Origin of the sequence: Pseudomonas sp. BF-R-24, assembly GCF_019947335.1 — a bacterium.
GTDB classification, from domain to species: Bacteria; Pseudomonadota; Gammaproteobacteria; order Pseudomonadales; family Pseudomonadaceae; genus Aquipseudomonas; species Aquipseudomonas jessenii.
The window spans coordinates 150,329-164,733 of sequence record NZ_JAGYGG010000006.1 but is presented as its reverse complement, the minus strand read 5'-3'; the positions used below and the strand labels follow the sequence as shown (position 1 = coordinate 164,733).

Genomic DNA, 14,405 nt, shown 5'->3' with positions numbered 1-14,405 from the left:
CCAACTCCGGAGCCGACCATGTCCAGCACGCCCCAAGTGATCCCCCAAGCCCAGGCTCGCGAGCTACTGGCGCAGGTCGATGTACCGCAGATCCTGCGCAAACTGTTCCGCGAGCTGGCCGCCGGGCAGGCCGTACAACCGGCGCAGCAACTGGTGGAGTTTCCACAGGGCGCCGGCGATTTCATCAACTACCTGGGCGTGTTGGCTGAAGACGGCGTGTACGGGATCAAGACGTCACCGTACATCGTCCGTGAACAGGGGCCGCTGGTGACTGCATGGACGCTGCTGATGTCGATGCAGACCGGCCAGCCGCTGTTGTTGTGCGATGCCGGAGAACTGACCACCGCGCGCACGGCGGCCACCACCGCCGTGGCAGTCGATGCCCTCGCGCCACTCACAGCCAATCGTCTGGCCATCATCGGCAGCGGTAAAGTGGCCCAGGCGCACCTGCACTACGTGAAAGGCCTGCGCGACTGGCAGAGCATCTGCCTGTACTCGCCGAGCTTGAGCGAAGATGCCGAAACCGTGAGTCTGCTGAAAAACATCGAGCCACGCCTGAACATCGTCGACAGTCGCGAAGCTGCCGTTCAGGACGCCGACGTGATCATGCTCTGCACCTCGTCCGCCGGTCCGGTGATCGATCCATCGAGCTTGCGCAAACCGGCGTTGATCACCTCCATCAGCACCAATGCGCCGCGTGCCCACGAAGTGCCGCCACAGAGCCTCAACGACATGCAGGTGTTCTGCGACTATCGCCTGACCACCCCGGGCTCGGCCGGTGAAATGCTGATCGCCGCCGAACGGCACGGCTGGGACAAGGGCGCGATTGTCGGCGACCTGCCCGACCTGCTCAGCGAGAAGGTGCAGCGCCCCGACTACGACTGTCACGTGTTTTTCCGCTCCATCGGCCTGGGCCTGGAAGACATTGCGCTGGCCAATGCCATCTATCGCCTGCAGCACTAACCCCCACCCTGTAGGAGCGAGCTTGCTCGCGAAGGTGTGTCAGTCGACACAGTGGTGCCTGATCCACCATCGCGAGCAAGCTCGCTCCTACAAGGGTACCGAACCATTGGCATCGCGCGTTATCAGGAGACGTTCATGAGCCAGGCAGATTTCATCATCATCGGCGGCGGAATTGCCGGTGCTTCCACAGGTTTCTGGTTGTCGCAGCACGGCCGCGTGATCGTGCTCGAACGCGAATCCCATCCGGCCTATCACTCCACCGGCCGTTCGGCGGCGCTGTACACCGCGGCCTACGGCACCCCGCAAGTGCGGGCGCTGACCCTGGCCAGCCGGGACTTTTTCGACAACCCGCCCAGCGGTTTCTGCGAACATCCGCTGCTGACCCCGCGCGGCGAAATGACCGTGGACTTGACCGGTGACCCGGACGAACTGAACAGGCAATACCAGAGCGCAAAAACCACGGTGCCGGAGATGCAATTGCTCGGCACCGACGAGGCCTGCGCGCTGGTGCCGATCCTGCGCCGGGAAAAGGTCCACGGCGCCATCTACGACCCGACCGCCAGCGACATCGACACCGACGCCCTGCACCAGGGCTATTTGCGCGGTATCCGCCGCAACCAGGGCGAAGTGCATACCGACAGCGAAGTCGTCGGCCTGAGCCGCGACGAACAAGGTGTATGGCACGTTCAGACCAACAGCCAGACGTTCAACGCGCCAATCATCATCAACGCCGCCGGCGCCTGGGCCGACAAGATCGGCGAACTGGCCGGCGCCAAGCCCCTGGGCCTGCAACCCAAACGCCGTGCCGCGTTCATCTTCGCCGGCCCCGAAGGCGTTGACATCCACCATTGGCCGATGCTGGTCAGCCTCGACGAATCCTTCTACATGAAACCCGATGCCGGGATGTTCCTCGGCTCGCCGGCCAACGCCGACCCGGTGGACCCCCACGACGTGCAGCCCGAAGAGCTGGACATTGCCATGGGCATCTACCAGATCGAAGAAGCCACGACCCTGACCATTCGCCGCCCGACCCGCACCTGGGCCGGCCTGCGCAGCTTCGTCAGCGACGGCGACCTGTTGTCCGGCTTCGACCCACAGGTAGCGGGGCTGTTCTGGGTCGCGGCACAAGGCGGTTATGGCATCCAGACTTCGCCGGCCATGGGCCAGGCCAGCGCGGCACTGGTGCGCGGTGCAGCGTTGCCCGAGTCGCTCGGCCGTTTCGGCCTGAATGCCGAAATGCTCTCCCCTGCCCGCCTCGGCTGATCCTGATCCTCAGGTGACGTGTCCACACGATTACGGCACACTTTCAGCGCCCCTTTGATGGGGCGCTGACGCTGCCTGGAGTTCCACTGTATGAACGCCCCCGAAAAAGACTCGGCCCTGGACGACACGTCCCTGGATAACTTCCACGCGATAGCCGACGCCATCGCCACGTTGTTTTTCCCCCACGCCGAAGTGGTGCTGCACGACCTGCGCACGCAAAAGGTCGACTACATCGCCAACAACCTCTCCAAACGGGAAATCGGCGACGACTCGGCGCTGGAAGACATGCTCAGCGACGATGTCAGCGAACGAAACATCGGACCGTACGAAAAGCTCAATTGGGATGGTCAGAAGATTCGCAGCCTCAGCACGGTGCTACGGGACAGCGAAAGTCGTCCGCTGGCGGTGCTGTGCATCAACCTGAATATTTCGTTGTTCGAAAATGCCAAGGCCGCTTTGGACCTGTTCCTGTCGCCGACCAAACTGATCCCGCAACCGGATGCACTGTTTCGCGATGACTGGCAGGAGCGGATCAACACCTTCCTCCACGCCTGGCTGCGTGAGCGCCAGTTGAGCCTGAATCTGCTGACCCGCGACCACAAGCGTGAACTGGTGCTGGCGTTGCACGCCGAAGGCGCGTTCAAGGGCAAAAGCGCCTCGAACTACGTGGCCAATGTACTGAACATGGGCCGGGCGACGGTGTACAAGCATTTGAAGGAATTGAAGGGCTAGGCCCTGATATTTGTATTGCTTGATCTGGCCTCTTCGCGAGCAAGCCCGCTCCCACACTGGTTCTGCGTCGAACACAAAATCTGTGTTTGATAGAGATCCATTGTGGGAGCGGGCTTGCTCGCGAAAGCGGACTATCAGTCGCCGTAAATGTCGGACTTGAAGTACTTGTCCGAAATCTTCTGGTACTCACCACTGGCGCGAATGCCATCAATGGCCGTGTTCAGCTCGCTGACCAACTCGGTGTTGCCCTTGCGCACTGCAATCCCGGCACCCTCGCCCACATATTTCGGATCTTTGAGCTCCGGCCCGACAAAGGCGTAACCCTTGCCACGGGGCATCGACAGGAAGTCATTCAGTGGAATGGTGTCGGCAAAAATCGCGTCGAGGCGACCGGCGGCCAGGTCCATGTAGATTTCTTCGTTGTTGCTGTAGCGCTTGACGTTGATGCCCTTGGGCTCGAACACCTCGGAGGCGTAACGGTCGGTGGTGGTGGCGCGCTGCACACCGACAGTCTTGCCCTTGAGGCTGGCGTACTGGTCATCCACCACCGCGCCGTCCTTCATCACCAGACGCGACGAAGTGAAATAGTACTTGTGGGTGAAGTCCACCGACTTCTTGCGGTCTTCATTGATGGTCATGGACGACAGCGCCATGTCGATTTTCTTCACCTTCAGGGACGGAATCAGACCATCGAACTCACCTTCGACCCACACACACTTGGCCTTCATCTGTGCGCACAAGGCATTGCCGATGTCATAGTCGAAACCGACGATTTCGCCTTTGTCGGTTTTCGAGGCGAACGGTGGATACGCCGCTTCGATACCGATGCGCAGGGTTTTCTCGGCGGCGAACACAGAGCTGCACGCCAACAGGCTCAGGGCCAGACCGGTGATGAGGGGGAACTTCTTCATGTTCGTTTTCTCGCGGTTGTTGTTGGTTTGGCAAGACAGAAGAAAAAGCTGAAACGGGTGGAAACTTTTTTGTACTTATAATTCCATACTGGACTTTTATGTATGAACCGTCAATGAGGTAAATGCAGCCCGTTCCGGCCGATGGTCGGGTGGTGAATCCGGGAGTGATTGGTTGAATCGAAAGGCCTCATCGCGAGCAAGCTCGCTCCCACAGTGGATCTGGATGAACACAAACTTTGTGTACGACGCAGAACCCTGTGGGAGCGGGCTTGCCCGCGAAGACGGACTAAAGAACGCCGCAGAAACTACTGCTTCCAGCGATCCGCCGCCGCATGATCACTGTCACGCCCCTCGACCCAACGCGGCCCGTCACTGGTGTTTTCTTTCTTCCAGAACGGCGCACGGGTTTTCAGGTAATCCATGACAAAGGCGCAGGCGTCGAATGCCGCCTGACGATGGGCGCTGGCCGCGCCGACGAAGACAATCGGCTCGCCCGGCTCCAGGGCGCCGATGCGGTGCAGCACTTCCAGCTTGAGCAGCGGCCAGCGCTGCTCTGCCTCGATGGCGATCTTGCCCAACGCTTTTTCAGTCATGCCGGGATAGTGTTCGAGGAACATCCCGGCGACGTCGAGGCCGTCATTGAAGTCGCGCACGTAGCCGACAAAACTCACCACTGCACCCACGCCGACATTGGCATCGTGCATGGCGTTGACTTCGGCCCCAGGGTCGAACGCCGTGGACTGCACGCGAATCGCCATGGTTCAGCCTCCGGTCACAGTCGGAAAGAACGCCACTTCATCGCCGTCGCTGACCGGTTCGTCGAGCTGGCACAGGTCTTCGTTGCGGGCGCACATCAGGTTCTGCTCACTCAACACCTCGGCACCGTCACGTTGGGCCAACAGTGCGCGGACGTCGTCGACGGTGGTGAAGTTGCCTTCTACTTTCACCGAATCCAGACCCAACGCTTCACGATAACGGGCGAAAAACTTTACGGTAACGTTCATGACTGCTCCGCCTGGAAATGTCCGCTCTTGCCGCCGACCTTCTCCAGCAAACGCACGCTTTCGATGGTCATGCCACGGTCCACGGCCTTGCACATGTCGTAGATCGTCAGCGCGGCGACGCTGGCGGCGGTCAGGGCCTCCATCTCGACGCCGGTCTGCCCTGACAGCTTGCAACGCGCCACGATGCGCACCGAATCCTCGCCTTCGGCACTGAGCTCGACCTTGACTCCGGTCAGCATCAGCGGATGGCACAGGGGAATCAGATCGCTGGTTTTCTTCGCCGCCTGGATACCGGCAATGCGTGCCACGGCAAACACATCACCCTTGGGGTGGCCGCCACTGACAATCATCTGCAGGGTTTCGGGCAGCATGCGCACCAGCGCTTGAGCGGTCGCCTCACGGAACGTCACAGCTTTTTCAGTGACGTCGACCATGTTGGCGCGACCTTGGGAATCGAGATGAGTCAGCACGGGATTACTCCTGATCAGGAGCGTCGATTGTAAACCTGCGGGTCAATTTTCCGCACGCACGATTATCGGGTCACACATCCCCTGCAGGAGCGAGCCTGCTCGCGAAAAACGCAGGAACAACGCGGGCATTCAGACAACACGCGTTATCGTTGACGTCCATCGCGAGCAGGCTCGCTCCTACAAGGGTTTTGTGTCGGACATGAAAAACCGGGCGGCTATGAGGCCGCCCGGTTTCGATGAAGCGATTACAAATGCGATTCGGCGTATTCGGCCAGGATCGAACGTGGTACCCCTTGCAAGGTGATGTGCACCCCGTTCGGGAAGTCCTTGAAGCGTTCAGTGAGGTAGGTCAGCCCGGAGCTGGTCGCGGACAGGTAAGGGGTGTCGATCTGTGCCAGGTTGCCCAGGCACACCACTTTGGAACCGGCACCGGCACGGGTGATGATGGTTTTCATCTGGTGCGGCGTGAGGTTCTGGCATTCGTCGATCAGAATCAGGCTCTGCTGGAAGCTGCGGCCCCGGATGTAGTTGAGGGATTTGAACTGCAACGGCACTTTGCTGAGGATGTAGTCGACGCTGCCATGGGTGCTTTCGTCATCCATGTGCAAGGCTTCGAGGTTGTCGGTGATGGCGCCCAGCCACGGCTCCATTTTTTCCGCCTCGGTACCGGGCAGGAAGCCGATTTCCTGATCCAGGCCCTGCACGCTACGGGTAGCGATGATGCGGCGATAACGTTTGCTGACCATGGTCTGCTCGATCGCAGCGGCCAGCGCCAGGATGGTTTTACCCGAACCCGCGGCACCCGACAGGTTGACCAGATGGATATCCGGATCGAGCAAGGCGTACAACGCCAGGCTCTGATAGATATCACGCGGCTTGAGGCCCCAGGCTTCCTGGTGCAGCAGCGGTTCCTGGTGCAGGTCGAGGATCAGCAAGCGGTCCTCTTCAATCTCCTTGATCCAGCCGACAAAGCCCTGTTCATCAATGATGAATTCGTTGATGTGCACCGCTGGCAGGTTGTCGATCAATTGCACCTGATGCCAGGTGCGGCCGTGGTCCTGACGGGTTTCGACCTTGCTCACGCGGTCCCAGAAAGAGCCGGTCATGTTGTGGTAGCCATTGGGCAGCAAGGACACGTCATCGACCAGTTGGTCGGTGCTGTAGTCCTCGGCCGCGATTCCGCAGGCGCGCGCCTTGAGGCGCATGTTGATGTCTTTGGTGACCAGCACCACGGGCTTCTTCGGATCGCGCGCGTGCAGGTCGATCAGTTGATTGATGATTTTGTTGTCGTTCAGGTGCTCGGGCAGAATCAGGTTCGGCTCGGCATGCTTGCTCATCAGAATTGACAGCAAACCCTTGGGTCCGCTTTTGCCACGCTGGATCGGCACACCCTGCTCGACGTCCTCGGGTGAGGCATCGCCCAGAGTCTTGTCGATCAGGCGGATGGCCTGGCGGCATTCGGCGGCTACGCTGTGATGCCCGCTCTTGAGCTTGTCGAGCTCTTCAAGCACGGTCATCGGGATCGCGACGTGGTGTTCTTCGAAGTTAAGCAGCGCGTTTGGATCGTGAATCAATACGTTGGTATCGAGTACATAAAGGATTGGCTGGTTGGAAGAAGAGCTACGTCCGTGATCATCCATACTCGGTCACCTTTGTGGGAGCCATTCGACGCAATACCTTGACGGTGCTGCGCCTCGAAGTGACTGCCGAATACACCTGCGGGGACTCAAGTGTTCTGCATACATGCGGGGTCTTGGAAGACGCCACCTGTGTTGCAGGTTTCGGCGGTCTGTCTTCGTAATACTCCAAAACGTGTGACAGAAAAAAGTACTTTGACGCTTTTTTGAAGTTTATTTTTCAGAGTGACCAATAACACTTGGCGGACTGCCATCACCCGTTTAAAGTCGGAAGTCCACCTGCAACGAATCCCCTTCCAAAATTGCCAAAAACCCAATGTTTACGGGGTTTTGTCATTTTCAGCGAAACGCATCCTGGCAATCCTCCCAGCCGATCCCGACAGGCGCCGTTTGCGTGACCAGCCACGGCAACGCCGTTTTCACTGCATCCTGTTTCACATTGAAATTGATCACTCCGTGCCGCCACAGCAGCATCAGGGTCAGCACCCGTTGCGCACTCGGGTTGCCCTTGAGTTTGCCGGCACCGTCCTGGGCGTCGATGTCCCACAGCGCTACCTGCAACCCCTGAGTCTTGAAGAAACCTTCGGCATCGGAACGGCGCTGGCCATCGGGCGGACGGAACAGGGGCACGTAGTTCTCCGGCAACTTGCTTTTGACCAGTTCGGCACTGCGGCGCACCGAGTCCTGCCAGTCCTGCCAGTGGCTGTGGGAACGGAACTCCCAGCCTTGTATGCCGATGCACTGGCTCGAGTAGGTCGCTTGCAGGTTACTCACCGAATGTTCGGCCAAACGGGCCTGGATGTCCTTGCCGAGGACGAAGAACGTCCCGCTCAGGTTCGACTTGCGCAGGTACTCGGCGACCCAGGCGGTGTTATCCGGTGCGGCGTTGGCCGCGCTGTCGAAGGTCAGCAGAAACAGCCGGTCATGCATCCCGCCGCCGCTGCGCTCATAGTCGCCAAAATGATCGACTTCGCTGCTGGTTTGCGGGAACAAAGCGGCCTTGCGCAACTGTTCGTCCAGGTACTGGGTGTGGAACGCACGGCTCGGCTCGGCCCACTTGATGTAATAGCTGTCTGCGCCGACCTGGAATTTGGCAGCCTGCTCGCGCAAGGTGGGCATGTCTTCGACCAGAAAACAGAAGGAGGCATCCTGGTCGCAACTCTGTTGGGCGAAGTTGTAGTTGGCCAGCAGCCGTTGCCACATGCGCTGACGAACCCGGTCGACCGACTCCAGATTGATCGTGCGCAGGCCCAGGCGCTGGGCCAGGGCGGGCTCATCCAGCGACTCGCTGGCCAACAGGACACTGGAAAACATGAGGATCTCGGCCCTGGACGCCACGTCGAACAGTGTCGGGTTGCCGAGTTTCTCCGGCCAGGTGCTGCGATCGAGCGTCGCCACATCGCCCGGAGCCGCGATGGCGCCGAAGCTCAGTAGCCAGATCGAAATGAGAAAAGCGATACGCAATGGGATGTCTCCATAACAAAACCCGCGCGGCACTATAGCTGATCCACACTCAACTCCCGCAGCAACACTGCCCCCCCTGTGGGAGCGGGCTTGCTCGCGAAAGCGGTGTATCAGTCGACATTTTCGCTGAATGTCATACCGCATTCGCGAGCAAGCCCGCTCCCACAAGGGGTTGGTGGCGAACCGGCCATCACCTATGGACGCGATAGCTGGAGTCAACGAGGACAACCCCCTAGAATCGCCGACACGATTAAAGGAGACGACTTCATGCTGATGGTGATTTCACCCGCCAAGACCCTCGACTATGAAACACCGCCGGCGACCCAGCGCTTCACCCAGCCGCAGTACCTCGACCACTCCCAGGAGTTGATCCTGCAATTGCGCGAGCTGACGCCCGCGCAAATCAGCGAATTGATGCACGTTTCCGACAAGATCGGCGGGCTCAACGCCGCGCGTTTCGGCAGCTGGACGCCCGCGTTCACCCCGGAAAACGCCAAGCAGGCGCTGCTGGCCTTCAAGGGCGATGTGTACACCGGCATGAATGCGCAAACCCTCAGCGAAGCCGATTTCGATTACGCCCAAAAACACCTGCGCATGCTCTCGGGCCTCTATGGCCTGCTGCGCCCGCTGGACCTGATGCAACCCTATCGACTGGAAATGGGCACCAAACTGGCCAACGCTCGGGGTAAGGATTTGTATGCCTTCTGGGGCACGCGCATCAGCGAATGGCTGAACGAAGCCCTGGTCGATCAAGGCGATGACGTGCTGCTCAACCTGGCGTCCAACGAGTACTTCTCGGCCGTCAAACGCAACGCCTTGAACGCGCGCATCATCAATACCGAATTCAAGGACCTGAAGAACGGCCAGTACAAGATCATCAGCTTCTACGCGAAAAAGGCCCGTGGCTTGATGAGTCGCTTCGTCATCGAAGAACGCATTAACGACCCGGCCACCCTCAAGCAGTTCGACGTTCAAGGCTATCGCTACAGCGCCGAACAGTCCAAGCCGGACAATCTGGTGTTTCTACGCGATCACGCACCAGAGTGATGCATCCGGTCGGCGCACGTCCTCCACAACCCTCGTGCGCCGACCCTTGATTCACTTCAGACTTCCCCGCCATTTCGCCATTTTTTTGGCGCCATAAAAACACCAGCTGATTTTCTAACTTTAGTTTCACTCGACTTCGATCATTTTTTTGCGTAGTGGCACTGACTTTTTTTAACAGTAGTGGCAAAAAACTATCCGACCCAATTATCCGCCTATATATAAAGGGCGAAACGGCAAGTGCTATCAATTTGAGAGCAGTGCCATCTTTCTCAATATTTCAAGAAATTTCAGATTTCGCGATGAGTGGGCTGGAACTATGTCCAAACGCGCCGCTCATACCACCGGTAACGATTCTCGCCGAGCGTGTACGAGATAACTTACGCAGATAAGCGATTCGTGTAGCGAAGTTGTAATATTAACTTGCGCTGACTAATCACCGATTTGGACAACAGCAATCGGACAGGAGATAACGCGGTATGACTATCCCCTACAAGGCCACGACAGCGCCCCTATAAACGTGCTCACCCGAGCACCCAACCGCTTGATCTACGGGCTTTCGGCCTGACATCAGGCGTGCAAGGCCGTTGCGCCTGCATCCTCCGAAAGAGGGATCGGCTGCATAACAGGGCAAATCATAATAACAAGGCCTAGTTGCGCACACCTTGAGTGCATTTATTTAGACACTCGTAACTTATATGCCAGCACAGGGCATTGTCGTGCCTGTAAGGCACACTTGCGAGTGCACTAAAACACGCTGAACACCATTAACTCCGGCCATCTAATGGCTTGATCAATACAGAGGTAATTGCGATGCGCATCAGCATTTTTGGTTTGGGTTACGTCGGCGCAGTATGTGCCGGTTGCCTGTCTGCACGGGGCCATGACGTCGTTGGCGTCGATGTGGCCAAAGACAAGATCGATATGATCAATGCCGGCAAATCGCCGATCGTTGAACCAGGCCTGGGTGAACTTCTGGCCCAAGGCATCCAGACAGGTCGTCTGCGTGGCACCACCAACTTCGCCGAGGCGATTCGCGACACCGACCTGTCGATGATCTGCGTGGGCACACCGAGCAAGAAGAACGGCGATCTGGAACTGAACTACATCGAGGCAGTGTGCCGCGAAATCGGTTTTGTCCTGCGTGACAAGACCACCCGCCACACCATCGTGGTACGCAGCACCGTACTGCCGGGTACCGTGGCCAATGTGGTCATCCCGATTCTCGAAGACTGCTCCGGCAAGAAGGCCGGCGTTGATTTCGGCGTGGCCGTGAACCCTGAGTTCCTGCGCGAAAGCACCGCCATCGCCGACTACGACCAGCCGCCAATGACCGTCATCGGTGAATTCGACAAGGCGTCCGGCGACGTTCTGCAATCGCTGTACGAAGAGCTCGACGCACCGATCATCCGCAAGGACATCGCGGTCGCCGAGATGATCAAGTACACCTGCAACGTGTGGCACGCCACCAAGGTCACCTTCGCCAACGAAATCGGCAACATCGCCAAGGCGGTCGGCGTCGACGGTCGTGAAGTGATGGACGTGGTCTGCCAGGACAAGACCCTCAACCTGTCCCAGTACTACATGCGCCCAGGCTTCGCCTTCGGCGGCTCGTGCCTGCCAAAAGACGTGCGTGCCCTGACCTACCGCGCCGGTTCCCTGGACGTGGAAGCCCCGTTGCTCAACTCGCTGATGCGCAGCAACGAATCCCAGGTGCAGAACGCTTTCGACATCGTTTCCAGCCACGACAAACGCAAAGTCGCCCTGCTGGGCTTGAGCTTCAAGGCGGGCACCGACGACCTGCGCGAAAGTCCGCTGGTCGACCTGGCAGAAATGCTGATCGGCAAGGGCTATGACCTGAGCATCTACGACAGCAACGTCGAGTACGCCCGCGTTCACGGTGCGAACAAGGACTACATCGAGTCGAAGATCCCTCACGTCTCGTCCTTGCTCAATTCCGACTTCGATGCGGTGATCAACAACTCCGACGTGATCATCCTCGGCAACCGCGACGAGAAGTTCCGCGCGCTGGTGCAGGAAGTTCCACACGGCAAGCAAGTGATCGACCTGGTCGGTTTCATGTCCAAGGCCACCAGCGTGACTGGCCGGACTGAAGGTATCTGCTGGTAAAGCAGCCGCAAGCTTCAAGCTCCAAGCCGCAAGTTCAAAGCTCCTCGCTTGGGGCTTGAAGCTTGGGGCTTGCAACTGACTTTAGGATTCCGATTATGCACAGGCTAAAACACGGCCTACTCCAGGCCGCCGGTTGGCTGTTCTACCTGAGTTTACTGATGGGCCTCGCCATGGCGTTGCCCGTGTCCACGTTCGACTCCGAGTCGAAGGACTTCATTTTCCTGATTGGCGCCGTGGGTATCTGGCGCTATTCGATGGGTGCCACCCACTTTGTGCGCGGCATGATTTTTCTGTACATCGTCTACCCGCACCTGCGGCGCAAAGTGCGCAAGCTGGGCAAAGCGGCTGACCCGTCCCACGTGTTCCTGATGGTCACCAGTTTCCGCATCGACGCCCTGACCACCGCGCAGGTCTACAGCTCGGTGATCCGCGAAGCCATCGACTGCGGCCTGCCGACCACCGTGGTCTGCTCCATCGTGGAAATGTCCGATGAGCTGCTGGTCAAAAGCCTGTGGAACCGGATGAACCCGCCGTCCCGGGTCAAGCTCGACTTCGTGCGCATTCCCGGCACCGGCAAACGCGATGGCCTGGCCTACGGCTTCCGCGCCATCTCCCGGCACCTGCCGGATGATCGCGCCGTGGTCGCGGTGATCGATGGCGACACCGTGCTGGCCGAAGGCGTGGTGCTCAAGACCGTGCCGTGGTTCCAGATGTTCGGCAACGTCGGTGGCCTGACCACCAACGAATTCTGCGAAGTGCGCGGCGGCTACATCATGAGCGAATGGCACAAGCTGCGTTTCGCCCAGCGTCACATCAACATGTGCTCCATGGCCTTGTCCAAGCGCGTGCTGACCATGACTGGCCGCATGTCGGTGTTCCGCGCCACCGTGGTCACCAACCCGGACTTCATCGCCGACGTGGAAAGCGACTCGCTGCAACACTGGCGCCTGGGTCGCTTCAAGTTCCTTACCGGTGATGACAAGTCGAGCTGGTTCAGCCTGATGCGCCTGGGCTACGACACGTTCTACGTGCCCGACGCGGCGATCAACACCGTTGAACACCCGCCGGAAAAGAGCTTCATCAAGGCCAGCCGCAAACTGATGTTCCGCTGGTACGGCAACAACCTGCGGCAGAACTCCCGTGCCCTGGGCCTGGGGGTCAAACGCCTCGGCGTGTTCACTTCGGTGGTGCTGTTCGACCAGCGCGTGTCGATGTGGACCTCGCTGCTGGGCCTGACCGTGGCGTTGATCGCCAGCTTCAAGTACGGCACCGCGTTCATCCTGGTGTACCTGCTGTGGATCGGCATCACCCGGTTCATCCTGACCTTGTTGCTGTCGTGCTCCGGACACCGGATCGGCCCGGCTTACCCGGCGATTCTCTATTACAACCAGATCGTCGGCGCGCTGGTGAAGATCTACGTGTTCTTCCGCCTCGACCAACAGTCCTGGACCCGCCAACCCACGTCTCTGACCCGTGATCTCGCCAGCTTTCAACGTTGGTTCAACACCTGGTCGTCTCGGACCATGACCTTCTCTGCCGGCAGCATTTTTGTCGCCGTGCTGCTGTTGATGGTCTGACCGCCCCCTTATTGAATTAACCAGGAAATCGCCTTTATGAATACCGCCGTCAACGCCAACGTAGTGCATGAATCCGAAGCCCAGCGCCAACACGCCCGAGTGAAAATCCCGGCCAAGTTGCGTTTCTTCGGCCCTGACCGGACGCCGGTCGAAGCCCGTGTGATCGACCTGTCCGCCGGTGGCCTGGCGTTCAACGCCGGTCAATTGCCGCTGAAGATGGGTGACGTGTACAAGGCCCGCCTGCAATTCGTCATCGACAACCTCGGCCTGGCCATGGACGTCGAGTTGCAGGTCCGCTCCTTCGATCGCGAGACCGGACGCGCCGGCTGCCAGTTCCAGAACCTGGAACCACGGGACATCTCGACCCTGCGCCATCTGATCACTTCGCACCTGGCTGGCGACATCGTCAGCGTGGGTGAAATGCTGGCGACCCTGCAGCGCGACAACTTCACCAAGGCGCGCAAGGTCAAGGACGGCGGCCACGGCATGTCCGCGTTCGGACGCCTGAAAGCCGTGACCTTCAGCCTGGGGATCTTCGTTGTCGGCGTGGCCGCATTCGGCTTTGTCTTCAAATCGGTGTACGGCATGTACTTCGTCAGCCACGCCCAGGCCGGTCTGGTCAGCGTGCCGGGCGTGAACATCACCATGCCTCGCGACGGCACCGTGCAGAGCCTGGTGAAAGCCGACGGCGTGGCCGCCAAGGGCGCACCGCTGGCGACCTTCAGCACCAGCATGCTCGACGTGCTCAAGGGCCATCTGGACGAAGACCAACTGCAACCGGCCAAGGTTGAAGAACTGTTCGGCAAGCAGATGACCGGCACCCTGACCTCGCCTTGCGACTGCACCGTGGCCCAGCAAATGGTCGCCAACGGTCAGTACGCCAGCAAGGGCGACGTGATCTTCCAACTGGTGCCGCGTAACAGCGAAGCCAATGTTGAAGCGCGCTTCTCCTATCGCCAGTTCGGCGACGTGCGCCCGGGTACTTCGGTGCGCTTCCAGATCGCCGGCGAGGACAAGAGCCGCACCGGCAAGATCGTCAGCAGCACCAGCCTGAAAAGCGCCGACCTGTCTTCGGACATCCGCGTGCTGATCCAGCCGGACGAAACCCTGGACAGCTCCCTCGCCGGCCGCCCGGTGGAAGTGAACAGCGACCGTGGCCCGAACCTGAACTGGCTGATCGACAAAGCCATGGCTGTTGGTCTTTAAGTCG

13 protein-coding genes are annotated in these 14,405 nt (G+C 59.4%); 7 read left to right on the top strand and 6 right to left on the bottom strand.

Annotation, left to right across the window (positions count from 1 at the left end):
- Window positions 1-18: 18 nt before the first annotated feature.
- The 3 genes from KGA98_RS07290 to KGA98_RS07280 all read left to right on the top strand — a co-directional run bounded on the left by KGA98_RS07290 (window position 19) and on the right by KGA98_RS07280 (window position 2,958).
- Entirely contained in the window at window positions 19-963 is a 945-nt protein-coding gene (locus KGA98_RS07290) for an ornithine cyclodeaminase family protein (protein ID WP_223501934.1), read from the top strand.
- Window positions 964-1,098: 135 nt separating this feature from the next.
- Window positions 1,099-2,226 carry an NAD(P)/FAD-dependent oxidoreductase gene (locus tag KGA98_RS07285; RefSeq protein ID WP_223501933.1) on the top strand — a complete coding sequence of 376 codons (1,128 nt, stop codon included), beginning with the start codon at window positions 1,099-1,101 and terminating at the stop codon, window positions 2,224-2,226.
- Window positions 2,227-2,316: 90 nt separating this feature from the next.
- Entirely contained in the window at window positions 2,317-2,958 is a 642-nt protein-coding gene (locus KGA98_RS07280) for a transcriptional regulator (protein WP_057713395.1), read from the top strand.
- A 134-nt stretch (window positions 2,959-3,092) separates the two neighbouring features.
- On the opposite strand, the gene KGA98_RS07275 is transcribed toward KGA98_RS07280, so the two are convergent.
- The 6 genes from KGA98_RS07275 to KGA98_RS07250 form a co-directional block, all read right to left on the bottom strand.
- Window positions 3,093-3,869, bottom strand: a complete 777-nt coding sequence (locus KGA98_RS07275; RefSeq protein ID WP_150814303.1) for an ABC transporter substrate-binding protein — start codon at window positions 3,867-3,869, stop codon at window positions 3,093-3,095.
- A gap of 305 nt (window positions 3,870-4,174) precedes the next feature.
- Window positions 4,175-4,627: a molybdopterin synthase catalytic subunit MoaE gene (moaE, locus tag KGA98_RS07270; RefSeq protein WP_007989960.1), complete on the bottom strand. Its 453-nt coding sequence runs from the start codon at window positions 4,625-4,627 to the stop codon at window positions 4,175-4,177.
- Between the two features lie 3 nt (window positions 4,628-4,630).
- Window positions 4,631-4,873 carry a molybdopterin converting factor subunit 1 gene (moaD, locus tag KGA98_RS07265; RefSeq protein ID WP_223501932.1) on the bottom strand — a complete coding sequence of 81 codons (243 nt, stop codon included), beginning with the start codon at window positions 4,871-4,873 and terminating at the stop codon, window positions 4,631-4,633.
- Entirely contained in the window at window positions 4,870-5,343 is a 474-nt protein-coding gene (moaC, locus tag KGA98_RS07260) for a cyclic pyranopterin monophosphate synthase MoaC (RefSeq protein ID WP_057713392.1), read from the bottom strand. The genes moaD and moaC overlap by 4 nt, the downstream gene beginning before the upstream one ends.
- Before the next feature lie 245 nt (window positions 5,344-5,588).
- Complete coding sequence (locus tag KGA98_RS07255) at window positions 5,589-6,983, bottom strand: PhoH family protein (protein WP_008050144.1); 1,395 nt, start codon at window positions 6,981-6,983, stop codon at window positions 5,589-5,591.
- 336 nt (window positions 6,984-7,319) lie between these two features.
- Window positions 7,320-8,444 carry a polysaccharide deacetylase family protein gene (locus KGA98_RS07250; protein ID WP_223501931.1) on the bottom strand — a complete coding sequence of 375 codons (1,125 nt, stop codon included), beginning with the start codon at window positions 8,442-8,444 and terminating at the stop codon, window positions 7,320-7,322.
- Window positions 8,445-8,711: 267 nt separating this feature from the next.
- Here KGA98_RS07250 and yaaA point away from each other — a divergent pair, with 267 nt between their 5' ends.
- From yaaA to KGA98_RS07230, 4 genes are all read left to right on the top strand, one after another.
- Entirely contained in the window at window positions 8,712-9,491 is a 780-nt protein-coding gene (yaaA, locus tag KGA98_RS07245) for a peroxide stress protein YaaA (RefSeq protein WP_057713390.1), read from the top strand.
- An 810-nt stretch (window positions 9,492-10,301) separates the two neighbouring features.
- Window positions 10,302-11,618 carry a nucleotide sugar dehydrogenase gene (locus KGA98_RS07240; RefSeq protein WP_057713389.1) on the top strand — a complete coding sequence of 439 codons (1,317 nt, stop codon included), beginning with the start codon at window positions 10,302-10,304 and terminating at the stop codon, window positions 11,616-11,618.
- A gap of 95 nt (window positions 11,619-11,713) precedes the next feature.
- Entirely contained in the window at window positions 11,714-13,195 is a 1,482-nt protein-coding gene (gene alg8 / locus KGA98_RS07235; RefSeq protein WP_154909486.1) for a mannuronan synthase, read from the top strand.
- 36 nt (window positions 13,196-13,231) lie between these two features.
- A complete protein-coding gene (locus KGA98_RS07230) occupies window positions 13,232-14,401 on the top strand; it encodes an alginate biosynthesis protein Alg44 (RefSeq protein ID WP_057713387.1) in 1,170 nt (389 codons plus the stop codon).
- The last annotated feature ends 4 nt before the right edge of the window (window positions 14,402-14,405 follow it).